This is a genomic window from Qipengyuania soli, assembly GCF_015529805.1.
In the GTDB taxonomy this organism is placed as follows: Bacteria; Pseudomonadota; Alphaproteobacteria; order Sphingomonadales; family Sphingomonadaceae; genus Qipengyuania; species Qipengyuania soli.
Genome location: NZ_CP064654.1, coordinates 1,254,222 through 1,279,254 on the forward strand (window position 1 = coordinate 1,254,222; position 25,033 = coordinate 1,279,254).

Sequence of the window (25,033 nt, forward strand, 5' to 3'; positions counted from 1 at the left end):
ATCAGAAATCGTAGCGCAGGCCGAGAAGCGCGGAGGCGGTGAGTAGCTCTTCCGGTGCGGCCTTTGCGTCGAGCATGTTGAGAGCGATCGCGGCCCGGGCGGAAAGTCCGCGCCAGACGCGTTCGTTGTAGGATGCGGAAGCGCCCACCGAGAAGGCGTCGCCAAGGCTGGTCGCGCCGCTCTCGAACCAGTTGGCGTAGGTCGTGATCGAGAAATTGCCGCGTCCGAGCGGACCGTCGAGATTGGCCGCGACGAACAGGCTCTCATCGACAATGCCGTCGGCCAGTGCGAGCACCGTTCCCGGCGCTCCGATGAACTTGCGACGGTCGTAGCCGACACCCACGCCCATGGTCATGCGGCCCGCCTGGTGCGTGTAGCTGGCGAGCACCCCGCGACCGCGGAAAACGGAGGAGCGGACCGAACCGAGCAGACCGTCGATGCAGCCTGAACCGTCGAGGCTGTTGGCACAGCCGGTAATTTCGCCTGTAACGGGGTCGCGGACCACGTCGAAATCGACCGGCAGCGATGCCAGAGCATTGTTGAGGCGGCCGCCGAAGCCCTGCACGCCGTCATAGACATTGACCGAGAAGGTGCTGCGACGATCGGGTTTCCACGAGAAATTGCCGTAGAAGGTCTCGCTGTCGTAGCGATGGCCGAAGGTCGCCTGCAATTGCGTGCGGCTGCTCGGGCGCCAGACCACGCCGACATCCCAGATGAGGCCATCGGCTTCGTAGGCGATGACGCGCGGGCTGGAAGGATCGACAACGTAGCGGCCATCGGTCCCGACCACGGGCGCACCATTGGTGTCGCGCAGGGCATCGCGGCTCGAGACTTCCACGTCCTCGACGCCGATGCCGCCGACCAGTGCAACGGTCGGCGAGACCGGCACCGTCACGTCGCCACGCACGTAGGCATCGCGGACGCGCTGGTCGAGGTTGGTGACATCTTCCTGGTAAAAGCCTGCGCCCACGCCGACTCCGACCGGCAGGCCGTGTCCCGGCGCGATCCCGGCACGGACGTTCGCGCTGTGACTGACGCTTTCGTCGAAGACGTCGGCGACCTGGCCGCCGGTAGTGACGAAATCCGGCCCGTCGACGCGTGTATAGCCGATGCGGTAGTTCGCGCTGACATCGACATTGCCCGCCCGCGTCTGCAGCGTAGGCCCGGCATAGGCCGAGTAGGTATGCGTCGACAGGTCGGCATCAGCCAGCGGCGCGATGATCGAACGGCCATTCGCATCGACACTGGTGCGGTTTGCCAATCCACCCGCCTCGAAGGTCAGGACGTTGGGAACGATAGTCGTGAAACCACGTGCCAGGCCGGTGATGCTGTCGGTATCGACGCCTTCGTCCTGGTGGGCGAAAGTGCGTTCGTAGCGCAGAGACACCGTGGCGCCGTTGTTGCGCCCGATCAGCGATGCATCGACCCCTGCGGCGAGCTGGGTGTAGGTGACAACATCGTCGCCCGGCGAAATCTGCCAGGTCGCGATCGAGTTTGCCTCGATATACGGATCGATCCGCAGGTGGCCGGTCGGGCGGCGATCACCTTCCTTGCCTGAATGCGCGTCGCTGCCGGCTTCCTGCGCGGCCAGCGGTCCGGTCGACGCCAGCAGGGCCAGGGTGGCCAGCGCACCGAAGGTGCGGCATGCGGAGATGCGGGTCATACCCCTATTCCCCGTATCCGTAGTAGCTGCCGAACTTGCGGCCGCTGGGATTGAAGGTCGCATCATTGAGCAGCAACTTGATGTCGGGGCACGCGGACAGGAGGTCGATCGCGTCCTCGAGCGCCGCCTGTCCGGTCATATCCGCGCGGGCGACGAGCAGCGCCTGGCCGACATGCTTGGCCAGTTCCGCGGCGGGTGTCGCAGCCAGTGCCGGAGGGCTGTCGAACACGATGATGCGGTTGGGCGCACCACGGGTAAGGCGGTTGAGCACCTCCCAGGTGCGCTCACTGGCGAGGTACTCGCTGTCGCGACCCGTGCGCTCGCCTGCCGGAAGTACGAAAAGCCCACCGATGTCGGTTCCGACGACGCAGTCCTCGACGTGCTGCGAGGGGTCGGCGAGAACATCCATGAAGCCCTTGCCCGCTTCCAGCCCGAGCTTGTTCATGATCGACGGCTTGCCGAAGTCTGCGTCGATCAGCAGCACTTCCATGTCGCGCTCACCCGCAAGCGCGATGGCGAGGTTGAGCGCGCAGAAGGTCTTGCCCTCGTTGGGATGCGGCGAGCAGACGAGCACGCGGCGCGACTGGGCCGTGCCTTCCGCCTTGGCTGCGGCAAGCACTTGGCGCTTGATGATGCGAAATTCCTCGAGCAGTGTCGAAGAGCCGCCGTCCGGGTCGATCAACCCCTGCTCTCGCAGGAGCGAACGGACGACCTCGCGCTTCTCGCCCTTGAAGCGAACCAATGGCTCGAGGGCGGGAGCAGGACTTGCGGCAGCCTCTGCTGGCGCAGTCGGCGCGGCCTGCGCTTCCGCAGGCGCACCGATGTAATCCGACGCACGACGCTTCGGCTGCTCGGGAGCAGCCTCTTCCTTGCGCCGTTGCGGGGCGAACTTCTTGGCCTTGTCGCTCTCCAGCTTCGAAGGCACGGGTGCGGAGGCGAGCCGGTCGAGGCCGAACGCACCGCTCGCGCGCTCGAACAGCGAACCGCCATCGCGCTTCTTGCTGCCCTCGGGCGGCGTGATCTTGGTGGGCTTGTTCACGGACACCGTTCCCCCTCAGGCCACCGAGCCGACCTGGATGATTTCGACCACCAGCAGCAGGAAGCAGACCGCGGCCAGTGCTCCGCTGGCAGCGAAGAATTTCTTGAGCTGCGCCCTTTCAACGCTGCGCGCTTCGCTGGTCATCGAACGCGACACCGTGCCGATGACCGGCAGGTCTAGCACCCGCTCCAGCTTCTCGGCCGTGGTGAAGCTTGACCGGAGCAGGCCCATCGCAAAGGCCGCACCGCAGCCCGCGGCGATACCGGCAATAAGCACACCGATCAGCAGCAGGGGACGGTTGGGTGCAGCGGGCTTGCGCGGCGCCGTGGGCGGATCGATCACTTCGAACTGGAAGGCGCTGCGCTCGGTTTCCACCTGGCCACGCAAGCGCATTTCCTCGCGGTTCTTGAGAAGCTCGTCGTATTTTTCCTTGAGCACCTCGTAATCGCGGCTGATGCGGTTGGCCTCGGCCGCCACGGCAGGCTCATCCGCCTGCGAAGCGATCAGGCCAGAGATGTCCGCCTGCAGCGCAGCCTTGCGAGCCTGAAGAGCCTGCACGTTCGCCTGTCGCTCCGCCTTGATCGAGACAAGCGAGGTATAAGCCGGATTGGGCGAACCGCCGGCACCTGCGGGTTCACCGGCAGCCTGCTCGCGCAGCGCCTCGACCTGGCGCTTCTGCGCCTGCACGTCGGGATGGCTGTCGGTCAGGCCGCGTGCGCGCATGGCCGAAAGCTGCGACTGCGCCTGCGCCAATGCCCCGCGCGCACCGCCGCTCTCGCCGGGCATGGTAATCGAGCGCGGAGTGCTGGAAAGCTGGCCATTGATGGCGGCCAGGGCGCTCTGGGCGGCAGCGATATCGGCATCGACGCCGCGCATCTCGTCGCGCATCGAGTTGATCCGCGAGGAAACCGTGGTGGTCCCGCCGATCAGGTCGGGATGCTGTGCCTCGAAACCAAGGCGGCGCTGCTCGGCGGCTTCAAGCTCCTTCTTCCGGTCGTCGAGTTGCTGGTCGAGGAAGACGATCGTGTCGGCGACCTGTCCGCGGTTGCCGGCAACGTTCTCCTCGCGAAAGATGTCGATCAGCTTCTGGACCACGTCCTGCGCCAGCGCTGCGTTCTCGGCATCGCTGAAGCTGGAATCACCGATGGTGGCGGTCAGTTCGAAGAGATTGTCCTGCGAGTTCTTGACCACGACCTTCTCGGTCAGATTATCGACCGCGCGCTGCATTTCGCGCTGCGTTTCGACCTTTTCGCCGAGACGGGTCTGGCGAATGACCTTTTCGAGGTTGACCGCACTGGTCAGCGTCTGGCGCACCTTGGTGATCGCCTGTTGTCCTTCGCCCGAAATATCGAGCTGCTTCGACAGCACGTCGTCAAGCTCGACATAGATGCGCGCACGGCTCTCGTAGCTGTTGGGGATCAGGGCGACGAGCAGCCAGCCCAGGACGCAAACGCCCCAGGCCACGGCCAGCGCCAGCCACCGCCGGTTCCAAACCGTGTGCAGCGCGCTGCGTATCTCGTCGAAGACTTCCTGCATGCCCCCGCAGACCCCTTAGAAGGTGCTTTCGGGGATGATGATCACATCCCCAGGCTGCAACATCACGTTCGCCTTGCTGTCGCCGCGCTTCAGCAGGTCGGTCAGGCGCAGGGCATATTCCTGCTGCTTGCCTGCCTGCTTGTCGAAGCGGATCAGCTTGGCACGGTTGCCCGCTGCGAATTCCGACAGGCCGCCAACCGCGATCATCGCATCGAGCACGGTCATGTTCGCGCGATAGGGCAGCGATGCAGGCTGTTCCGTCGCACCGACGATGCGAACCTGCTGGCTGAAGGTACCGGCGAATTCGTTGACGATGACCGAGACCAGCGGATCCTCGATATACTGGCTCAGCTGGAGGCGGATGTCCTCTTCCAGCATCGACGGCGTCTTGCCGACGGCGGGCATATCCTTGACCAGCGGGATGGTGATGCGGCCATCGGGGCGCACCTGGATCTTCTCCGCGCCCAGTTCGGGATTGCGCCAGACATGGATCGTCAGCTCGTCGAGCGGGCCGATCACATAGTCCTCGCCCGGACCTTCCTGCAGCGCGACGAAGGTCGCGGGCGGCAGCTCCGGCCCGCCTGCCGTGCATCCGCCGAGGGCCAGCGAGGCCACGGCGCACCCGGCAAGGAGGGAGGCGGTACGATCAAGACGCATATTCGGTATCCCCGTCATTCGTGCAGGGCAGCAGGGGACACCGATGGCGCCCCGTCGTCCCTGTTTGGGGCGATACTTGCCTGCGAAAGGTGAACATACCGTTATCCATCGACCCCAAACCCGCCGGATTTCTGCGGGTTTAGCGCATTTTTGGCGGGTGTCTCAAATCAGGACTTCGGCTGCCGGTCCCTGTCCGAGGAAGGCGCTGGGCGACGCGCTCGCGCCATAGGCACCGGCGCAGAACACCGCCACGAGGTCGCCGATCTCCGCTCGCGACAGGTGCGCCTTGTCGGCGAGGCGGTCAAGCGGAGTGCAAAGGCACCCGACGACATTGGCCTCTTCCACCGGCTCGGCATCGAAACGGGTGGCGATGGCAACCGGATAATTGCGGCGCACAACTGTCCCGAAATTGCCCGAGGCCGCGAGCTGATGGTGGAGGCCCCCGTCCGTGACGAGGTAGGTTTCGCCGTAGCTTTCCTTGCGATCGACGATGCGGGTCAGATAGACCCCGGCCTCGCCCACGATGTAGCGGCCGAGTTCGACAAAGAGATCGGCAGCGGCCAGCGTGTCGGGCAATGCCGCGAGTTCGCGCTCCAGCGCCTCGCCTACGGCGTCGAGGTCGAGCGGCTCGTCGCCGGCGAAGTACGGAATGCCGAAACCGCCGCCCATGTTGAGCTTCGGAAGGGGGACACCTGCCTCGCTGGCGATGCGGTGGGCGCAGTCGAGAACTTTCGCCTGCATGTCGATGACCGCCTCCGCTGACAGCGCCTGGCTGCCGGTGAAGATGTGGAGCCCGCGCCAATCGCAACCGGCATCGACGATCTCGCGGGCCAGCGCAGGAACGCGGGCCGCATCGACGCCGAAGGGCTTTGCCCCACCGCCCATCTTCATGCCCGATCCCCTGAGCTCGAAATCCGGGTTCACCCGGATCGCAAGACGCGGCACGACACCCAGTTTCTCGCCGATAGCGAGCGCGCGGCGGGCCTCGTTCTCGCTCTCGAGGTTGAGAGTGACACCTGCAGCGATGGCCGCCTCAAGCTCGGCATCGCGCTTTCCGGGGCCGGCAAAGCTGACGCGGGTGAGGTCATATCCGATTCCCCGGACCATCTCGAGTTCACCGGCTGATGCAATGTCGAGGCCATCGACAATTTGCGACACGTGCTGAAGAACGGGCGCAAAGCTATTGGCTTTTATCGCATAATTCAGCCGGATTCGTTCCGGGAGAGCATCGCGCAGTTTCTGTACGCGCGCTTCGATCAATTCGCGAGAATAGACGAACAACGGCGTCGAACCGGCCTCGTCGACAATCTCCGACGCCTTCCGCCCCGCTATGGCCAGTTCACCATCGATGGCGGCGTATCCTGCCGGGATGGGGCCGACCGGCTTCATGCGCCGATTTCCTCGGCAATCGCGTTGCGGTCGAGCTTGCCGTTGGGATTGAGCGGGAGTTTGTCGCGCCAGTGGATCACATGCGGATGCATGAAAGTCGGGAGCTCCTTGTGCAAGGCCTTGAGCAGCTCTTCCTGTGCACCGACCGCGTTCGCAGCGGCACGGACGACGAGGTGGATGGCATCGCCCAGACGCTCGTCCTTGACGCCGAGCGCAACGGCCTCGGCGACAAGGCCCGTAGCAAGTGCCGCACTCTCGATTTCCTGCGGGCTGATCCGGTTGCCCGAGGACTTGATCATCGCGTCGCGTCGCCCGACGAAATAGAGCAGGCCGTCGGCCTCCCGTCTGGCACGGTCGCCCGACCAGACGGCCATGCCGCCGTAGTGCGAGGCCGCCGGGGCGGGCTTGAACCGTTCCGCCGTGCGCTCGGGATCCTGCCAGTACCCCTGCGCAACCAAAGGTCCGCAGTGGACGAGTTCGCCCTCCTCGCCCGGGGCTGCAACCTCGCCGCTGTCGGCGATGACCAGGATCTCGGCGAACGGAATGGCCGTGCCCATCGAAGTCGGGTGCTCGTCCACCAGTGCGGGATCGAGGTATGTCGAGCGAAAGGCCTCGGTCAGGCCGTACATCGGGAACAGGCGGGCATCGGGAAACAGCCGGCGCAGATCGCGCACGAGGTCGGTGGTCAGCGCCCCGCCCGAATTGGTCAATCGCCGCAGCGACGCCTTTGCTTCATCGCTCCAGTTGAGTTCGGTCAGTTGCACCCAGAGCGGCGGAACTGCGGCAAGCGTGGTGATAGCGTGCTTCTGGCAAGCCTTGGCGACGTCGCGCGGGAAGAGATAGTCGAGCGGCACTACGCTGCCGCCAGCATACCAGGTCGAAAGGAGCTGGTTCTGGCCATAGTCGAAGCTGAGCGGCAGGACCGACAGCGTGACGTCATCGGGTCGCATGTCGAGGTAATCCGCTACCGAGACGGCACCCAGCCACATGTTCGCATGGCTCAGCATGACGCCTTTCGGCCGCCCGGTGGAACCGCTGGTATAGAGGATTGCAGCCAAGTCGTCGGGATCGTTTGCGGAGGGCGGAAGGGGGCTGTCGAGAACGCTCGCCGCCAGCAGGGCCTCGCCTTCCTCGAACACCTCGCAATCGGCCGGCAGATCACTTTCCTCGAGGGTGGCGATCCGCGCCTTGTTGCCCATCAGCAGCACGGAGCCGCTGTCGGCGAGGATGTGGGCCGCCTGCGCCCGCTTGAGGAGCGGATTGATCGGGACATGGACCAGCCCTGCCCTCGCTGCCGCCAGCGGGAGCAGGCAGGTAAGCTCTCCCTTGGCAGCCCAGCTGGCGACCCTTGCGCCCTTCTCCGCCCTGCTTGCCAGCCACCCGGCGAGCTGCGCCACGCGCTCGCGCAGTGCGGCGTAATCTAGGGTCCGGTCTCGCAGCACCAGCGCAGGCGCCTGTGCATCGCCGCGCTCCGCCAGTTGATCGAGCGGATGGGGCGTGTGATCAGACATCGGGGCTCCGCAGCAAGGATATCCGGGTGAGCATCGCGGTCAGCTATCACGACAAGGCCGAGAAACTGCAAGACTTCGACCGGTTTGCCACCGGTCCTTTCGACCGTTCCGAGTGGTTTTCGCTGCTTTGCGAGCATGTCGCGCAACCGCTCATCGTCATCGGCGAGGATGCCCACCGCAAGGTCGCCCTGCCCTTGTGCGAAAGCCCCGAGGGCCTGCGCAGCCTCGTCAACTGGTTCAGTTTCACCTGGCGCCCCCTGTGTCGGAACGACGAAATTGCCGACGAAGCGGTGGCTGGCGTTGCGCGAGACCTGCGCAGCCGCACCCATTGCATCGTCCTGCAACCCGTTCCGGACGAGGACGGCAGCGCGTCGCGTACCGTCGCTGCATTTCGCAAGGCCGGGTGGGTGGTGTTCAGGGAGCAGTGCGACGAAAACCATGTGCTCCCGGTCGAAGGTCGCGATTTCGCTGGCTACTGGTCCTATCGCCCCGGCCAGATGCGCACGACGCTCAAGCGCAAGGCGGGCAAGGTCGAGACGCAAGTCCTACGCACCTTCGACGAGGCCGCATGGCGAGACTATCGCAAGGTCTATGAAGCCAGCTGGAAGCCCGAAGAAGAGCGCGCCGACATGCTCGAAGCCTTTGCCCGCGCGGAAGGCGAATCCGGGCGCATTCGCATCGGCATCGCCAGATCGGGGGGGGAACCGGTCGCCGCCCAGTTCTGGACCGTGGAGAATGGCACGGCCTACATCCACAAGCTGGCCCATGTCGAAGCCGCAAAGCCGCTTTCGGCCGGTACGACGCTCAGTGCGGCAATGTTCGAGCATGTCATCGATACCGACAAGGTTGACCTCGTCGACTTCGGCACGGGGACCGATGCCTACAAGCGCGACTGGATGGAGCGTGTGCGGGCCCGCTACCGCCTGACCTGCCTCGATTGGCGCCAGCCCGCGGCCTGGCTGCCTCTGGCCAAGGCGCTGGCCCGTCGCCTTGCACGCCAATCGCCCCGCCGCTAAGGCCGTGGCCTCCTGAGCCAGGGGAATTGACGAGTTACATGACTGCCGAGACTGCCAGCACCGATACGGACACCGCCCTGCGATCCATCCTGAGCGACGTCCTGTCGCTCGACGGCGAGCAAGTGGCGGCGTTCGATAGCGACACGGGGCTGTTCGGCCATATCCCTGAGCTCGACTCGATGGCGGTCGCAACGCTCCTCACCGAGATGGAAGACCGTCTCGGCATCGTGATCGACGACGAGGACCTGGAAGCAGAAATGCTGGAGACCTACGGCGGCCTCCTGACCTTCGCCGAGGCGAAGGTGGCCGGAGCCTGAGAGGCACGTGTACGTCAGCTGGCCCTGCCCCACACCCGTAGGCGGCAGTGGGGAAGAAATGGCACTGGCCTTCGACAAGCGCCGGGAACGGCGCGTGCTGGTGCTCGCACCGCTCTTCGAAGAGGCCAACAAGTTTCGCCATCAAATCTATGAAACCATGAAGCTTCTCGACAAAACAGAGGTCGACAGTTTCCTCCCTGACCTGCCGGGCTGCAACGAAAGCCTCGCGCCTCACGCAGAGCAGACCCTGGCCGGGTGGCGGCAGGCCGCAAATGCCGCTGCGGGCCATTTCCGGGCGACCCATATCCTCGCCATGCGGTCCGGAGCCTGGTTCGCACCCGATGAATTGCCGGGCTGGCTGTTTGCCCCGCCCAAGCCGTCGCAGGTACTGCGCGGTCTCGTCAGGACCCATCTCGTCGCGGCCAGGGAAGCAGGCGCGAGCATGACGAGCGCCGATATCCTCGCAACCGCCCGGCAAGACGGCATTACCATCGCTGGCTGGGATCTCGGACCGGCACTTGTGCGCGAGCTCGAGGCGGAAACCTGGGAGGCCGGTGAAGGACACGAGCTTGTGGGTCAGTCCGACGTCGGCGGCACCTCGATCTGGCTGCGCTCGGAAAACGATTACGATCCGGAACAGGCCAGCGCCCTCGCCGCGATCGTCGCCGGGAAAGCGCTTTCGGAATGACCCGCATGGCGCTGACCTTCGAATGCCAGGGGCGCCGTTGCGGCGCGACGTTGGACGAGGCTGCGGGCAGGACCGGCCTGCTTATCGTATCGGGTGGCAACGAGGTGCGCGCGGGCGCCTTCAACGGACAGGCTCGGCTCGCGGCAGAACTGGCGAGCGCCGGCTTCCCGGTGTTCCGCTTCGATCGCCGCGGCATCGGTGACAGTGAGGGCGAGAACCGCGGGTTCCGCCGCTCGCGCAAGGACATTGCCGCCGCCCTTGCCGCGTTTCGCGCCATTGCCCCCCGCGTCGAGCGCGTCGTCGGCTTCGGCAATTGCGATGCGGCCTCGGCGCTGATGCTGGCCGGGGGCGAGGATTTCGACGCATTGATCCTCAGCAACCCGTGGACCATCGACGGTGACGAGGACGATCACACCACGTCCTCCGCCGAAGTCCGCTCCCGCTACGCCGACAAGCTGAGGAACCCGCGCGAAGTGGTGCGGCTGCTGACCGGCAAGGTGGACCTGGGCAAGCTGGCGCGCGGACTGGCGCAGGCGACCCGGGCAAGGGCGGCGCCCTCTACGCTCACGGAAGAGCTCCGTTCAGGGCTGTCAGGGTTCGGCGGTCCGGTGCAGATCCTGATCGCCGAGCGTGACCGCACCGGCCAGCTTTTCGCCGAACGCTGGGACAAGGGCGACACGCGAATCCTGCGCTGCGGCGGAGCTGACCATTCCTATTCGAGCGAAGAGGGCCAGAAATGGCTCCTCGACCGGATCCTGGAGGTCCTGCGCGCCTAGCGCGTGAAATAGCTCGTCAGTTCGACATGGGTCGACCAGCGAAACTGGCCGACCGGACGCAGCTTTTCGAGCCTGAAGCCTGCCTCGATCAGGGTCTTGGCATCCTTTGCCCAGCTTTGCGGGTTGCAGCTGATGTAGGCAACGCGCGTGGCCGTGCTGGCCGCGATCTGGGCGACCTGTTCCCTCGCACCGGCACGCGGCGGATCGAGCAGGATCGCGCCGAACCGTCCCGCCTCATCCGCCTGCAGCGGGTTGCGAAACAGGTCGCGATGGAGCGAATGTACCTGCAGCCCGCGCATGTTCGCCGCTGCCTTGCAGGCCAGATGCGCATCGCGAGCTGCCTCGACCGCCAGGACCTTGCGTCCCTCGACCAGCGAAAAGGCGAATGTGCCGAGACCGGAGAAAAGATCGGCTATCGTCGCTGCGTCGCCGATAAAGGCCCTGGCGTCTTCCACCAGAGCGCTCTCACCGTCCGCGGTCGGCTGGAGAAAGCTGCCGTGCGGGAACGGCACTGCGACTTCCGCCAGGGTGACGGTGGCAGGGACCGGTTCCCAGACAGTTTCCGGCCCGTATCCGCGATCCAGCGACAGGCGCGCGAGTGAATGGTCGCGGGCGAAGTCGAGCATGGCCTCCGTCGTCGCGAGTCCCTCGGCAGCGATGCCCTTCACCGTGCAGTCGATACCCTGATCGATGGTGGTCAGTTCGATGTCGACCGGCTGGCGCTCCGCGTGCTTTGCAACAAGGACGCGCAAGGGGGCGACGAGATCGAACAGCTGCGGAAGGAGGATGTGGCACTCCTTCATGTCGACAATCCGGTGGGAGCCCCTTTCCCTGAACCCCAGTACCGCGCCCTGCCCGGCCCGCAGGCCATGGAGCGTTGCGCGTCGGCGCGTACGCGGCGGGGAGAGACGGGTCGGCAGGAGCTCTCCAACCGCAATCCCCTGCCCCTCGGCTGCGAAAGCCACCCGTTCGGTGACGAAGCCGCGCAGTGCCTCTTCATCCGCCTGCTGGAGCTGGCATCCCCCGCAGGTACCGAAGTGGCGGCACGGCGGTGTTGCATGATGCGGCCCCGGAGAGAGAGTGCCGTCATCATTCACGACGTCACCCGGCACGCCTCCGGGCACATGACGACCAGACGCGGTGACGCCATCGCCCTTGGCGGCAATGCGGATGACTTCCTCGCTCACAGGAATGACGCCATGGCCGGTTTGACCGCTCGCGCAAGATCGCCGGCAGTGAAAGCCGGTGACGCCAGTCGTGCAGCTTCGTGGTGCAGCCACTCACCCTCCTCGCAAGCGCGCAGCGGATCGCCGTGCCCAGCCAGTCGTGACGCCACTATGCCGGCGAGGACATCGCCCGTTCCCGCGACCGAGAGCCAGCTCGAACCGCGCGGAAAGAAACGCGTCGCGCCGTCACCGACGAGGATCGTGTCCGGTCCCTTGGCAAGCACGGTCAGTCCGGTGACGTCGTGCAGGCCGCGTGCACGATCGAGCTTGCTGTCCGCCGTGACGCCAAAGGCATCGCATAACCGCGCCAGTTCGCCTTCGTGCGGAGTGATGCACAGCTTCGTGACGTCGCCACCTTCCAGCATGTCGGGATCGAGGAGGTGCAGCGCATCGGCGTCGAGAACGGTCGGCAGGCGGCGCTCGAGAACCTGGACGAGGATATCCCTCGCAGCTTCGTCACGCCCTGCGCCCGGACCGAACAGCAAGGCACTGTTCCGCGCATCATCGAGCGCTTCGTTCACCTGTTCGGTGACGACAAGTTCAGCCGGTGCATCGGGGTGCGAGTGATTGCTGAGCAGCTTCACATACCCTGCCCCCGCCCGCATCGCCGCCTCGGCTGCCAGGAGGGGCGCACCGGGCATTGCGCCTGCTATGATGGCAAGCAGCCCGCGCCGATATTTGTGATCGTCGGTCGATGGTGCGGCAATGCGTGGCCTTTGCGATTCCACGCTGACACCCTCGTCGATTGCTAGCCCTATGGGTACGCACCGCAAGGCCCCCATGTGCGCACTCGCAGGCATAAGGAAATGCGCCTGCTTCCATGCCCCTAGTGCAAGGGTCAGGTCGTATTCGACCATGGGCCCAAGCAGTTTTCCGGTGTCGCTCTCGACGCTGCTGGGGGCGTCAATTGCTATTTTGAAACAATCGGTAATACCGAGAAGTTCGAGCAATTTCGCGAACTCGCCCGAAACCTCGCGCGACAATCCGTAACCAAACAGGCAATCCACCACGACCGGATCGCCCAACCTCGTCGCCATCTCCTGACGCTCACCTTGATACGCCTCGGCAGCGATGCGTGCGGTTGCGGTTCCTGGATCAAGCGGCGCGACCACCCTGACGTGGTTACCTTGTCTGCGAAGTTCCTCGGCTATCACGTAACCGTCGCCGCCGTTGTTGCCCGGACCGCAGAGCACCGTCACCGCCCTGCCCGCAGCCATGCGCGCGACCCAGTGTGCAGCCCCGCGCCCGGCGCGCTGCATCAGTTCCCATTCGCTGGTGCCTGCAGCCATCGCGGCCTGTTCGGCAGCCCGCATCTGGGCAACGGTAAGGACTGGATCGCTCACTGCGCGGTTTCCTTCCACCGGTACCGGTCGCCCCCGACAGAAAGGATGACATAGTCGCCTTCGCGAGTGCTCATGGATGCGGCGGCACCATCTCCGGCGACGAACCCGCTCGCGGTTTCGGCAAGCTCAAGCCGTCGGAAGCCACCGTCCGGATGGCGGACGATGAAATAGGTTGCCCCCTTGTCGGCGACCTCGACCAACCTGCAGCCCGGCTCGAAGTCGGCAGCATTGCCCAAGGCGCATTCGACCGGCCTGCCGCCCTGCTCCGCCACATCCGGCGACACCTCGGCAGAGCAACCGCCAAGCGCGCCCACGGCGAGTAGCATCGAAAAGGCCAAGCGCGTCGTGATCATCCCGCGCCGCTGCCACGCGCAGCAGGCGGGGGCAAGCCTCAGCGCTTGATTTGCGACACGTCGCGGATTGCCCCGCGCGCGGCAGAGGTGGTCATCGCAGCATAGGCTTCGAGTGCAGGAGACACGCGACGCTCGCGCTGCTTGGCAGGAGTCCAGCCCTTGGCGTCCTGCGCCGCACGGCGCTCGGCCAGGACCTCGTCAGACACCACAAGGTTGATGGTCCGGTCGGGAATCGAAATCTCGACGATGTCCCCGCTCTCGACCAGACCGATCTCGCCGCCCTCGGCGGCCTCGGGCGAAACGTGACCGATCGAAAGGCCGGAAGTGCCGCCCGAAAAACGCCCGTCGGTCAGCAGCGCACAGGCCGCCCCCAGCCCCTTCGATTTAAGATAGCTGGTCGGGTAGAGCATTTCCTGCATGCCAGGACCGCCGCGTGGTCCCTCATAGCGAATAACCACTACGTCACCCTCTACAACCTGTCCTGTCAGGATTGCGGTCACGGCATCGTCCTGGCTCTCGTAAACCTTTGCCGGGCCAGAGAAATTCAGGATGCTCTCGTCCACGCCCGCCGTCTTCACGATGCAACCCTCGCGCGCGATATTTCCGTAAAGCACTGCCAGCCCGCCATCCTTGCTGAAGGCATGTTCGGCGCTGCGGATTACCCCGTTCTCACGGTCGAGATCGAGCTCTTCCCAGCGGCGCGACTGGCTGAATGCGGTCTGTGTCGGAACCCCACCGGGCGCGGCTGAGAAGAATTCGCGCACCTTGTTGTTCTGCGTCCGGCCGATGTCCCAGTCGTCCAGAGCATCGCCCATTGTCGGGCTGTGTACGGTCGGCAGCGCGGTATGGAGCAGGCCTGCCTTCTCGAGCTCGCCGAGGATCGCCATGATGCCGCCAGCGCGATGAACGTCCTCCATGTGGACGTCGCTCTTGGCCGGAGCGACCTTCGACAGGCACGGCACCTGGCGGCTGAGCCGGTCGATATCCTTCATGCTGAAATCGACGCCCGCTTCATGCGCAGCGGCGAGCAGGTGGAGCACGGTGTTGGTCGACCCGCCCATGGCGATGTCGAGGCTCATCGCGTTCTCGAACGCTTCGAAGCTGGCGATGGAGCGCGGCAGGACGCTTTCGTCCTCCTCTTCGTAATAGCGCTTGGCCAGCGTAACCACGAGCCGCCCCGCGCGCTCGAACAGGCCCTTGCGGTCGGCGTGGGTCGCCAGCGTCGAGCCATTGCCCGGCAGCGACAGGCCCAACGCTTCGGTGAGGCAGTTCATCGAGTTGGCAGTGAACATGCCGCTGCATGACCCGCAGGTCGGGCAGGCGTTCTGCTCGATCGCGGTCACTTCCTCGTCGCTGTATGCCTCGTCTGCCGCAGCCACCATCGCATCGACAAGGTCGAGCGCGACCTCCTTGCCCTTGAGAACGACCTTGCCCGCTTCCATCGGTCCGCCGCTGACGAAGACTGCGGGCACATTGAGCCGCAGCGCCGCCATCAGCATGCCCGGGGTGATCTTGTCGCAGTTGGAAATGCACACCATCGCATCGGCACAGTGGGCATTGACCATGTACTCGACGCTGTCGGCGATGAGGTCGCGACTGGGCAGCGAATAGAGCATCCCGTCGTGGCCCATGGCGATGCCATCATCGACCGCGATGGTGTTGAATTCCTTGGCCACGCCGCCGGCTGCCTCGATCTCGCGCGCAACCAGCTGGCCAAGGTCCTTGAGGTGGACATGTCCGGGGACAAACTGTGTAAAGCTGTTCACAACCGCGATGATCGGCTTCCCGAAATCGCCGTCCTTCATTCCTGTCGCACGCCACAATCCGCGTGCTCCGGCCATGTTGCGGCCATGGGTGGTAGTGCGTGAACGGTAGGCGGGCATGACTGATCTCTCTTGGCTTGGCACGAAGCCTAGCAGAGAGACAGCCGGGTGCTAACGCTGGATTTGCGCGAGGCGGGCCAAGCCTGCCTTTCAGACTTCGAGCGCGACGCGGCCCATCACATCGGCCAACAGCATGGCCCAGCGCGCCTGCCCGGCTTCGGTCGCAATCTGATCCTGCCGGATCTCGATCGCGCAATAGGGAATGCCGTTCGCCTCGGCATGACGGTTCATCGTCGCATTGAGATCCTTGCCCGAATAGGGCTCGTTATCGCCCACATTCAGCCCCTGCTGGCCGAGCATTCTGATGGCATGCCGCGCTGCCCGGTCGTCCTCGTTGTAGAGCAGGGCCACCTCCCAAGGTCGTTCCTGGTCACTGGTTTTCAAGGCCGGGGTAAAGCTGTGAAGCGCGACGATGAGCCTTGGTCGAGCTGCGGCAACGAAATCGGCGAGCGCGTCGTGATAGGGCCGGTGAAAGCGGTCGAGGCGTGCTTCGACATCCGCCCCGATATTGCCGGGGATCAGGTGACCGTCGCTGGTTGTCGGTACGGCGGCCGGATCCTCCTCGTCGCGATTGAAGTCGCAGACCAGGCGGCTGACGCTGGCAATGTGTGCGGGCAGACCATGGCGGCGTGCAAGCCGGTCGGCAACGCCCTCCACGCCGATGTCGATCGCGATGTGATCGTTCAGCAACGATCGATCGATGCCGAGTTCGACACCGGCCGGGACGTGGTTCGAGGCATGGTCGGCGACGCAAATCACGCCACCGGTTCTCAGGTCGCCGACACCTGCCTGCCGGTACGGCCTGCCATCGATCATCTGAGCTTGCCCTTCATCTGCCACCAGCCCGGATGCTCGGCGGCGATGCGTGCCGCGCCCTCGTCCCGCGCTGTTTCGGTTTCGAACAGCGCGAAACAGGTCGCGCCAGAACCTGACATACGGGCGAGAAACGGCGAAGTTCCGTGCAGCGCGGCAAGGACTCCCGCGACCTGCGGGCATAGCGAAATGGCGGGTGCCTCGAGATCGTTGCGTCCCTCGAGCGAAACGGTTCGCACATCACCCTCCGGCAGTGCGCCCCGGTCCTCACCGTCCCAGTGCTGGAACACCGGCCCGGTCGAGAGGGGCACGCGCGGGTTGACCAGCAATACCGGTGTTCCTGAAAGGCTATCGTCGGCAGGTTCGAGTTCGGTCCCCGTCCCCCGACCGATGCAAGTGCGGCTCTCGATACAAGCCGGGACGTCAGCGCCCAGCTTCGCCGCCCGTTCGCGCCAGTCGTCGGGCAGGCCGTGTGACATCTCGACCATGCGGAAAATCGCCCCGGCGTCCGCCGATCCCCCGCCCAATCCCGCTGCGACAGGAAGGTTCTTTTTGAGGGTGATGTCCATTCCCTCGAAACGCGGCAAGGCACCAAGCGCGCGCATGACGATGTTGTCGAACGGATCGGTAAGCGCGCCGCCGAATTCACCGACTGTCGTCAACCTGTCGCGCGGAGATTGCGTAGCCCGCAGGACATCACCCCTGTCGACGAATGCAAAGACCGTCTCGAGCTCATGATACCCATCCTCGCGCCGCCTGCGGACATGCAGCGCGAGGTTGATCTTGGCGTAGGCGGTTTCGCGCATCTCGGACTCAGGCAAAAGGCCGAAGCTGAGACCATGTCATCCGCCTCGCTCGGTCCATCAGACGCTTCGCTTCACGCTCAGATAAGCAGAATAGATAGGCAACCTCTGATGCGGTTATCTCGGCTCGAGCTTCCATCAGTTCCTTGATTGTATCGGTCAGATCGTTGGCATCGAAGAATGTCGCTACATGAGAGTTATCCGGACCGAGCTTGATTACCTCCTCAAAGCTAAGAAAGTCCGGCGGCCATTCGTTCTGTGCAGATATCTTTTGCATCTCATCGTGAGAAAGTCGCCTGAGGTAATAGAAGTCGTGAATCCGTTCCTCCTGGGCTATCATCCAGTCTTGCCCACAAGCCGAACACCTCGACACATAAAGCCACCACTTATCCTCGCCATAGTTGATGACATTCTCAAGGGAGGCGAAGATGCGTTTATCCCGGCCCTCGCTGTCGCCCATTCCGACGATGTGGAATACACCAAGCGTCGAACATTCGCATTCAGCCTTAGCCACCTTAGCGATCACATATTCGGGTAGTTCGGCCCGCCGCCGCCTTCGGGCGTGGTCCAGTTGATGTTCTGGTTGGGGTCCTTGATGTCGCAGGTCTTGCAGTGGACACAGTTCTGCGAATTGATCTGGTACTTGGGCTCGCCCGTCGCCTCGTCGACCAGCCATTCGTAGACGCCTGCCGGGCAGTAGCGGGTCGAGGGTCCGGCGAAGACGCCGAGCTCGCTCGCCTTTTGCAGTTCCATGTCCTTGACCTGCAGGTGGACGGGCTGGTCCTCGGCATGGTTGGTGTAGCTGAAGGCGACATTGGTCAGGCGGTCGAAGCTCAGCTTTCCGTCGGGCTTCGGATAGTCGATCGGCTTGTGCAGGTCGGCACGCTGGAGGGCGGTGTAGTCACGGTGGTGCTTCATGGTGATCGGCAGGCCGATCTTGAGCGTCCGCATCCACATGTCGATCCCGGCGATCACGGTGCCGAGATCTTCGCCCCACTTGGCGACGGCAGGCTGCGCGTTCTGCACGAGCTTCAGCTCCGTGGCGATCCAGCTCGACCGGACTGCGGCGTCATAATCCATCAGTTCGCTGTGCTGGCTGCCTGCGGCGACCGCTGCCGCAATGCTTTCAGCGGCAAGCATCCCGCTCTTCATCGCGGTGTGGCTGCCCTTGATGCGCGGCACGTTCACGAAGCCGGCCGAACAGCCGATCAGCGCGCCGCCCGGGAAAGCAAGCTTGGGCACCGACTGCCAGCCACCCTCGTTGATCGCGCGCGCGCCGTAGGCGACCCGCTTGCCACCTTCGAGGATCGCGGCGATCTCCGGATGGTGCTTCCAGCGCTGGAATTCCTGGTAGGGCGAAACGTAGGGATTGGCATAGTCGAGCGCGGTCACGAAGCCCACGGCCACCTGCCCATTCGCCTGGTGGTAGAGGAACCCGCCGCCCCAGGTGCCGGTCTCGCTCAGCGGCCAGCCCTGCGTGTGGATCACGCGACCCTGTTCGTGCTTGGCGGGATCGATGTCCCACAGTTCCTTGATCCCGATGCCGTAGACCTGCGGCTGGCAATCCGCCTCAAGGTCGTACTTTGCCTTCATTTGCTTGGTGAGGTTGCCGCGCGCGCCTTCGGCGAAGAGCGTGTACTTGGCGTGGATCTCCATACCGGGCTGGTAGTCGCCCTTGTGGCTGCCATCGGCCGCGATGCCCATGTCCTGCGTCGCCACGCCGGTAACCGCACCACTCTCGTCGAAAAGCACTTCGGCAGCGGGGAAGCCCGGGAAGATCATGACCCCCAGACCCTCGGCCTGTTCGGCCAGCCACCGGCAAAGATTGCCGAGCGAACCGGTGTAATTGCCATCGTTCGAAAGGAACGGCGGCATGATCAGGTGCGGCATGTCCGACTTGCCGGTTTCCGAGAGCACCCAGTGCCAGTTGTCGGTCACCGGCGTCTCCGCCATCGGGCAACCCATGGTCCGCCATTCGGGCAGAAGTTCGTCGAGCGCCTTGGGATCGACCACCGCGCCGGAGAGGATGTGGGCGCCGATTTCGCTGCCCTTTTCGAGCACGACGACTTCGAGTTCGCCGTTGATCTGCTTCAACCGGATCGCCGCCGCGAGGCCCGCCGGGCCGCCGCCGATGATCACTACGTCGCAGGGCATCGATTCGCGTTCGCTCATGTCACTCTCTTTTCGTCGCGTATTCGGTCTCGATGCCTTGATTGGTGGCGCGTTAGAGGTCAAGACCTGCGACCAACCGATGAGCGATGCAATCCCCCTCGAAACCGGCGATTTCACGCCCCTCGACGCGATCGAGGGGGCGCTCGACTGGTGGCGCGAGGCAGGCGTCGACTGCGATTTTTCGGAAGAAGCCACTGACTGGCTGGCAAAGCCCGAGCCCGAAGATGCCGTAGCGGCTCCGCCGCCACCCATTGCGGTCGCTCCTCCTCCCCAAAGCCCGCTCCAGCGTGCTCTCGAACAGGAAGATCGTCCGGTTATGGGCGGGCCGCAGACCGGGTGGCCCGACACGCTGGAAAATTTTCGCGAATGGTGGATGACCGAGGCCTCTCTCGGCGAAGGCGCGCTCGACAGGCGCCTTCCGCCGCGCGGAGTTGCCGGAGCAAGGTTGATGGTCCTGGTCGGCCAGCCCGAGCAGGATGATGCGGAAGGCCTGCTGACAGGCGGAGCCGGGCAGTTGCTGGTTTCGCTGCTGAAAGCGATGGGCGTGGCCGAGCACGAGACCTATCTTGCCAGCGCCCTCCCCTCGGCCATGGCTTTGCCCGACTGGCAGGAACTCTCGCGCGCCAGGCTCGGCGAGGTCGTGCGCCACCATATCGCACTGGCACGGCCGCAGCGCCTGCTCGCCGTGGGTCGCGGACAGCTGGCCTTGTTCGGCATTGCTCCCGAACAGGCGCAGGAACCGCTGGCCATCGAATGCGGCGGCACGATGATCCCGCTGCTGTCCGCTCCCGAACTATCGCAAATCGCCCGCTCCCCCGCCCGCCGCGCCCGGATGTGGCAACGCTGGCTCGACTGGACCGCATGACTCCCAAATACCTCCCCCCGATAATTGCCCTGACCCTCGCCGCACCGCTCGCTGCCCAGCCAGCTGCCGTGCAGGAAAGCAGTGTCGAGTACTTCACCCGCTCGCACCAGCAGGCACTCCCGCGCCTCTTGTCGGATGAAGACCGTGCGTTCTACGGCTCGTTCTACGAAGCCATCGACACCCAGAACTGGAGCCGGGTCGAGGTGATGCTGACCGAGCGCAGCGAAGGCCCGCTGCACGGTGCAGCGCTGGCAAGCTACTACCTCCACCCGCAAAGCCCGCGCATCGAATTGCCCCGGATCCAGGACTGGCTTTCGCGCTACAGCCGCCTGCCGCAGGCAGCCGGGATCGTGCGCCTCGGACAGACTCGCGGGTTGGAGAATGCGCCTTACCTCCCGCGCGAACGCGAACTGGTGCGCCAGCCCGGCCTCAGCAAGCGCATCCGCCCGTCTAGCGTGCAGGATGGCACGATGCCGGCCTCGGTCGGCGAGGCTATCCTCGAGCGGATCACCAAGGACGATCCCGATGGTGCGCGGCTGTTGCTCGACGGTGTCGATGCGACCCTGTCCGGTGACGCGCGTGCCGAGTGGCGCCAGCGCATCGCCTGGAGCTATTACATCGAGAACCGCGATGCGCAGGCCTGGGCACAGGCGGAGAGCGTGCGCGATGGCGGCAGCGGTCCCTGGCTGGCCGAGGGAGACTGGGTTGCAGGCCTTTCCGCGTGGCGGCTGGGCGATTGCGACAATGCGGCCAAGGCGTTCCTGCGCAGTGCCGGAAGCGCCACCAATCCCGAGCTGGCGACTGCGGCGAATTACTGGGCGAGCCGCGCCCTCACCCGCTGCCGCGAGCCGGAACGTGCGGCCGAGCAGCTGCGCGCCGCGACGCGATATCCCGAAACCCTGTATGGCATGCTCGCCCACGAACAACTCGGCCGAGATTTGCCGGGAACCCATGCGACCCCCGACCTGACACCGGAGGATTGGCGTCGGCTGGGAGACGAGGATGCTGCGAGGCAGGCGGTCATGCTCGCCGAAATCGGCAGGAGAGACGAGGCCGACGAGGTTCTGCGCTGGCTGGTGCGGACAGGCGATCCGGCGGACTTCGGTGCCTTGTCGCGCCTGGCACGCGCGCTGGGTCTGACCGGTGCCCAGAACTTCATGGCCTACAATGCGCCGCGCGGCGCTTCCTCGCATCCAAGCTTGCGCTATCCGGTCACTTTCCGTGCACCTGTTGGCGGATGGCGCATCGACCCGGCACTGGCATTCGCCCACGCGCTGCAGGAGTCGAACTTTCGCGAGAGCGTCGTCAGCCCGGCGAATGCCATCGGCCTGATGCAGATCCGGCCTATCGCCGCGCGTGAATACGCCGCTTCGATCAACATGAGCGCGAGCGCAAATCTCAAGGACCCCGCAGTAAACCTCGCCTTCGGCCAGCGCACGCTCGAATCGCTGGGATCGGCAGGATATACGCAAGGAAAGCTGCCCAAGGTCATGGCGGCCTATAATGCGGGACCGACACCCGTTTCCCGTTGGGAGAGCGAGGTCCGCGACCAGAACGACCCGCTGCTCTACATGGAATCGATCCCCTATTGGGAGACGCGCGGATACGTCGCCATCGTGATGCGCAATTACTGGATGTACTTGCGACAGGCCGATGCACCCGCGCCAAGTCGCAAGGAACTTGCCGAGAACGATTGGCCCATGTTTCCGCGGGCGAGATAGGGATTACCGAACATGGCAATCGACGAAAGCCGCACCTTCAAGCCGATCCGGATTGCCCTGCTGACGATCTCGGATTCGCGCACTTTGGCCGATGACACTTCCGGGGACATCCTCGCCGAGCGCATACTTGGCGCCGGCCACGAACTTTCCGCGCGCGAGATCAGCCGAGACAGCGTCGAACAGATTGCAGCACACCTCCACCGCTGGATCGATGACGAGGCGATCGATTGCGTCATCACCACGGGCGGAACCGGACTGACCGGGCGCGACGTTACCCCCGAGGCGCTCGACCGCGTGAAAAGCAAGGACATCCCCGGCTTCGGCGAACTGTTCCGCTGGCTCAGCTACAAGACCATCGGCACCAGCACGATCCAGAGTCGAGCCTGTGCGGTGCTGGCGCGCGGGACCTATATCTTTGCCCTGCCTGGCTCGAACGGCGCGGTGAAGGACGGTTGGGACATGATCCTGGCCGAGCAGCTCGACAGCCGCAATCGGCCCTGCAATTTCGTCGAGCTAATGCCGCGCCTGCGAGAGCGGTAACCTCTGTTCGAACGCTTTCGTTCCATGTATGTTCTCATGCGTGGAACGCCGACTCGCCCCAGCCATTGCCGGACGCGGCGCGCAAGGCGCTGACGTGCCGACGCGCTTCGGCCTCGCCACGCGCGAAGTTGATGGCGACTGGCGCGACTACATGGAGATGCTGGGCAATCTCGAAGGTGGTCCTCCGATAAAACTGAAGACTGAGGTCACCGAAGAACGTCCCAAGACGATCCTCAGCTTCAACCAGTCGCCCGACATCGGTTTCGACCGCTCGATCAACGCCTATCGTGGATGCGAGCATGGCTGCGTCTATTGCTTCGCCAGGCCTACCCATGCCTACCACGACCTGTCCCCTGGCCTCGATTTCGAGACCAAGCTGTTTGCCAAGCCGAACGCGGCCGAGATCCTCCGGGCGACGCTAGCGAAGCCGAAGTACCGACCCAAACCCATCGCCATGGGCACCAACACCGATCCGTACCAACCTATCGAGAACCGCTATCGCATAACACGCAGCGTCCTCGAGGTTTGCCTGGATGCGCGACACCCGGTCACGATCACTACCAAGTCGGACCGCGTCGTTGCAGATCTCGATCTGCTCGAGGAAATGGCCAGGCTACGCCTCGTGGCGGTGGCGATATCGGTGACAACGCTGGACCCCAGGCTGTCTGGCAAGCTCGAACCGCGCGCAGCTTCTCCGGCCAAGCGCCTCGCAGCTTTACAGAAACTCGTCGATGCTGGCGTTCCAAGCCACTGTTCGGTCGCCCCGGTCATCCCGGCGATCACGGACGAATTCATGGAGGAGACCGTCCAGCGCGCGGCCGCTCTCGGTGTTGATTCTTGCGGCTGGATACCCCTGCGCCTGCCGCATGAAGTTGCCCCGCTCTTCCGTGAGTGGCTGTCTGTCCACTACCCAGAGCGCGGAGACAAGGTGATGAGCATCGTGAGGTCGATCCGCGATGGGAAGGACAACGATCCAAACTTCTTCAGCCGGATGAAGCCGACCGGTGTTTGGGCCGATCTCTTCCGTGCCCGTTTCCGCCTTGCATGCAAGCGGGCCGGTCTGGGCAAGGCGAAGTTCGAACTGGACTGCACGAAATTCAGACCACCGGCCGTGGGCGGACAGATGCGCCTTCTATAGAGGCATTGCGCAATGACTTGCGCCTGTTAGGCTCGTACCGGAACGACAGGCGGGAGAGATATCAAATGCGGCTGAAGACATCCTTGAGCGTGCTGGCATTGCTGGCAATTTCCGGAGTCCCTGCATCGGCGGAAACGCCTGATCGGGCGGCCATTGCCGAGACCGTGGCCAATCAGCGCGACACCACGATCAAGGCCCTGCGGGACTGGATCGCCCTGCCGACCATTGCTGCGGAAAAGATGAACACGCCGGCAGGCGCGGAATACATGCGTCAGCTCGCGCTCGACGCGGGCTTCCAGAAGGCCGAGATCATTCCCACCGACGGCGTTCCGGGTGTTTTCGCGACGCTCGATGCGGGGGCAAAGACCACCCTTGGCATCTATTTCATGTACGATGTGAAGCAGTTCGATCCTTCCGAATGGAATTCTCCCCCACTCGAAGGAGCGATCGTCGAGCGCGAAGGCGAAGGCAAGGCGCTGGTCGGGCGCGGGGCGGTGAACCAGAAGGGGCCTGAAATGGCCTTTCTCGCAGCGCTAAAGGCCATCCAGGCGAGCGGCCGGAAGCTTCCCGTAAACCTCGTCCTGGTCGCCGAGGGCGAGGAGGAGGTCGCCTCGACGAACTTCCCGCAGGTGGTTGCCGCACCTCAGGTCCGCGAAGCATTATCGAAGACCATCGGCGTTTTCATCCCCGCAGCGGCACAGAGCAAGGATGGCAGCGCGAACATCACGCTGGGCGCCAAGGGGGCGATCGAGTTCCAGCTTGTGGTCGGGGGAGAGACCTCGGACCGCTATCCCAAGACCGACATCCACTCTTCCAACCATGCGCGGATCGAAAGCCCGGCATGGCGGCTGGTCAAGGCTCTCGACACACTGGCGGCGGACGATGGGCACACGCCGGCGATCGACGGATGGTTTGAAAACGTGAAGCCCCTCACGCAGCGCCAGAAGGACCTGATTGCCGAAGGTGCGAAGCGCAACCCGGAAGAGGATGCGAAAAAGCTGCTTGGTGTCGGTCGGTGGATCGATGACGAGCCCTATGTGACCAGCCTCGAACGTCTGGTTTCTCAGCCGACCGTCAATATCCAGGGCCTGATTGCAGGCTATACCGGACCGGGCGGCAAGACCGTCCTGCCCGGGCGTGCCGAAGCCAAGCTCGAATTCCGCCTCGTACCTGCGATGACCAAGGACGAGGCGGTATCCAAGCTCAAAGCCCACCTTGCCAAGCGTGGCTTTGACGACGTGCAGGTCACTGTCTCGGGCGGCTACGGCCCGAACGAGACCGACGAAGACAGCACCCTGATCCGCGCGCAGAAGACACTCTTCGAACGCACCGGCATCCCCTACTCGATCACACCGCGTAATGCCGGAAGCTGGCCGGGCGTGATTTTCAACGGGGCTCCCCTGAACCTGCCTGCATCACAATTCGGCCTGGGACGAGGCGGCGGAGCGCATGCGCCCAACGAATGGTTCCTGATCGAAAGCAGCGACCCCAAGGTTTACGGCCTTGATCAGGCCACGATGGCTTATGTGGACTATCTCTACGTCGTCGCGGAAGAGGCGAAGAAAGGGAAGAAGTAGACCGGGG

At 64.5% G+C, this 25,033-nt stretch carries 23 protein-coding genes; 9 read left to right on the forward strand and 14 right to left on the reverse strand.

The window, feature by feature from the left end; translation table 11 throughout:
* Position 1: 1 nt before the first annotated feature.
* The 6 genes from IRL76_RS06305 to IRL76_RS06330 form a co-directional block, all read right to left on the reverse strand.
* Positions 2-1,663 carry a preprotein translocase subunit YajC gene (locus IRL76_RS06305; RefSeq protein ID WP_200983932.1) on the reverse strand — a complete coding sequence of 554 codons (1,662 nt, stop codon included), beginning with the start codon at positions 1,661-1,663 and terminating at the stop codon, positions 2-4.
* A 4-nt stretch (positions 1,664-1,667) separates the two neighbouring features.
* On the reverse strand, positions 1,668-2,702 hold the full coding sequence (locus IRL76_RS06310; RefSeq protein WP_246450025.1) for a P-loop NTPase family protein: 1,035 nt from the start codon (positions 2,700-2,702) through the stop codon (positions 1,668-1,670).
* Between the two features lie 15 nt (positions 2,703-2,717).
* Positions 2,718-4,238: an XrtA system polysaccharide chain length determinant gene (locus tag IRL76_RS06315; RefSeq protein WP_200983934.1), complete on the reverse strand. Its 1,521-nt coding sequence runs from the start codon at positions 4,236-4,238 to the stop codon at positions 2,718-2,720.
* A gap of 15 nt (positions 4,239-4,253) precedes the next feature.
* Positions 4,254-4,895: an XrtA/PEP-CTERM system exopolysaccharide export protein gene (locus tag IRL76_RS06320; protein WP_200983935.1), complete on the reverse strand. Its 642-nt coding sequence runs from the start codon at positions 4,893-4,895 to the stop codon at positions 4,254-4,256.
* A 162-nt stretch (positions 4,896-5,057) separates the two neighbouring features.
* Positions 5,058-6,284 (reverse strand): pyridoxal-dependent decarboxylase, exosortase A system-associated, encoded by a 1,227-nt coding sequence (locus IRL76_RS06325; protein WP_200983936.1) that lies wholly within the window; start codon positions 6,282-6,284, stop codon positions 5,058-5,060.
* Positions 6,281-7,795: an acyl-CoA ligase (AMP-forming), exosortase A system-associated gene (locus tag IRL76_RS06330; RefSeq protein ID WP_200983937.1), complete on the reverse strand. Its 1,515-nt coding sequence runs from the start codon at positions 7,793-7,795 to the stop codon at positions 6,281-6,283. The genes IRL76_RS06325 and IRL76_RS06330 overlap by 4 nt, the downstream gene beginning before the upstream one ends.
* A 26-nt stretch (positions 7,796-7,821) precedes the next feature.
* Between IRL76_RS06330 and IRL76_RS06335 the strand changes: the two genes are divergently transcribed.
* Genes IRL76_RS06335 through IRL76_RS06350 form a run of 4 tightly spaced genes read left to right on the forward strand, consistent with a single transcriptional unit; the run spans position 7,822 to position 10,592 of the window.
* Positions 7,822-8,811, forward strand: coding sequence for a GNAT family N-acetyltransferase (locus IRL76_RS06335; RefSeq protein ID WP_246450026.1), 990 nt, complete (start codon positions 7,822-7,824; stop codon positions 8,809-8,811).
* Between the two features lie 38 nt (positions 8,812-8,849).
* A complete protein-coding gene (locus IRL76_RS06340; RefSeq protein ID WP_200983938.1) occupies positions 8,850-9,128 on the forward strand; it encodes an acyl carrier protein in 279 nt (92 codons plus the stop codon).
* A gap of 58 nt (positions 9,129-9,186) precedes the next feature.
* The gene (locus tag IRL76_RS06345; RefSeq protein ID WP_246450027.1) at positions 9,187-9,816 is read left to right on the forward strand and encodes an alpha/beta hydrolase family protein; all 630 of its coding nucleotides are present in this window, start codon (positions 9,187-9,189) and stop codon (positions 9,814-9,816) included.
* Positions 9,813-10,592, forward strand: coding sequence for a hydrolase 1, exosortase A system-associated (locus tag IRL76_RS06350; protein WP_200983940.1), 780 nt, complete (start codon positions 9,813-9,815; stop codon positions 10,590-10,592). The genes IRL76_RS06345 and IRL76_RS06350 overlap by 4 nt, the downstream gene beginning before the upstream one ends.
* Here IRL76_RS06350 and IRL76_RS06355 read toward each other — a convergent pair.
* From IRL76_RS06355 to IRL76_RS06390, 8 genes are all read right to left on the reverse strand, one after another.
* Entirely contained in the window at positions 10,589-11,779 is a 1,191-nt protein-coding gene (locus tag IRL76_RS06355; RefSeq protein WP_200983941.1) for a class I SAM-dependent RNA methyltransferase, read from the reverse strand. The two genes, IRL76_RS06350 and IRL76_RS06355, sit on opposite strands and share 4 nt — an antisense overlap.
* Positions 11,776-13,161: an NAD(P)H-hydrate dehydratase gene (locus IRL76_RS06360; protein WP_246450029.1), complete on the reverse strand. Its 1,386-nt coding sequence runs from the start codon at positions 13,159-13,161 to the stop codon at positions 11,776-11,778. Before IRL76_RS06360 ends, IRL76_RS06355 begins: the two co-directional genes overlap by 4 nt.
* Positions 13,158-13,514 (reverse strand): hypothetical protein, encoded by a 357-nt coding sequence (locus IRL76_RS06365; protein WP_200983942.1) that lies wholly within the window; start codon positions 13,512-13,514, stop codon positions 13,158-13,160. The genes IRL76_RS06360 and IRL76_RS06365 overlap by 4 nt, the downstream gene beginning before the upstream one ends.
* A 38-nt stretch (positions 13,515-13,552) precedes the next feature.
* Complete coding sequence (gene ilvD / locus IRL76_RS06370) at positions 13,553-15,397, reverse strand: dihydroxy-acid dehydratase (protein WP_200983943.1); 1,845 nt, start codon at positions 15,395-15,397, stop codon at positions 13,553-13,555.
* Positions 15,398-15,487: 90 nt separating this feature from the next.
* On the reverse strand, positions 15,488-16,213 hold the full coding sequence (locus IRL76_RS06375) for an N-formylglutamate amidohydrolase (protein ID WP_200983944.1): 726 nt from the start codon (positions 16,211-16,213) through the stop codon (positions 15,488-15,490).
* On the reverse strand, positions 16,210-17,016 hold the full coding sequence (locus IRL76_RS06380; protein WP_200983945.1) for a 4-(cytidine 5'-diphospho)-2-C-methyl-D-erythritol kinase: 807 nt from the start codon (positions 17,014-17,016) through the stop codon (positions 16,210-16,212). Before IRL76_RS06380 ends, IRL76_RS06375 begins: the two co-directional genes overlap by 4 nt.
* A 7-nt stretch (positions 17,017-17,023) precedes the next feature.
* Complete coding sequence (locus IRL76_RS06385) at positions 17,024-17,527, reverse strand: hypothetical protein (protein WP_200983946.1); 504 nt, start codon at positions 17,525-17,527, stop codon at positions 17,024-17,026.
* Positions 17,528-17,535: 8 nt separating this feature from the next.
* On the reverse strand, positions 17,536-19,185 hold the full coding sequence (locus IRL76_RS06390; RefSeq protein ID WP_200983947.1) for an electron transfer flavoprotein-ubiquinone oxidoreductase: 1,650 nt from the start codon (positions 19,183-19,185) through the stop codon (positions 17,536-17,538).
* Between the two features lie 79 nt (positions 19,186-19,264).
* Here IRL76_RS06390 and IRL76_RS06395 point away from each other — a divergent pair, with 79 nt between their 5' ends.
* The 5 genes from IRL76_RS06395 to IRL76_RS06415 all read left to right on the forward strand — a co-directional run bounded on the left by IRL76_RS06395 (position 19,265) and on the right by IRL76_RS06415 (position 25,026).
* Positions 19,265-20,050: a uracil-DNA glycosylase family protein gene (locus tag IRL76_RS06395; RefSeq protein WP_200983948.1), complete on the forward strand. Its 786-nt coding sequence runs from the start codon at positions 19,265-19,267 to the stop codon at positions 20,048-20,050.
* Positions 20,020-21,771 carry a lytic transglycosylase domain-containing protein gene (locus IRL76_RS06400; RefSeq protein WP_246450031.1) on the forward strand — a complete coding sequence of 584 codons (1,752 nt, stop codon included), beginning with the start codon at positions 20,020-20,022 and terminating at the stop codon, positions 21,769-21,771. The genes IRL76_RS06395 and IRL76_RS06400 overlap by 31 nt, the downstream gene beginning before the upstream one ends.
* A 12-nt stretch (positions 21,772-21,783) precedes the next feature.
* Positions 21,784-22,311 carry a molybdenum cofactor biosynthesis protein B gene (moaB, locus tag IRL76_RS06405; RefSeq protein ID WP_200983950.1) on the forward strand — a complete coding sequence of 176 codons (528 nt, stop codon included), beginning with the start codon at positions 21,784-21,786 and terminating at the stop codon, positions 22,309-22,311.
* Positions 22,312-22,351: 40 nt separating this feature from the next.
* Complete coding sequence (locus tag IRL76_RS06410; RefSeq protein ID WP_425504513.1) at positions 22,352-23,449, forward strand: PA0069 family radical SAM protein; 1,098 nt, start codon at positions 22,352-22,354, stop codon at positions 23,447-23,449.
* 65 nt (positions 23,450-23,514) lie between these two features.
* Positions 23,515-25,026 (forward strand): M20/M25/M40 family metallo-hydrolase, encoded by a 1,512-nt coding sequence (locus tag IRL76_RS06415; protein WP_200983952.1) that lies wholly within the window; start codon positions 23,515-23,517, stop codon positions 25,024-25,026.
* Positions 25,027-25,033: the final 7 nt, after the last annotated feature.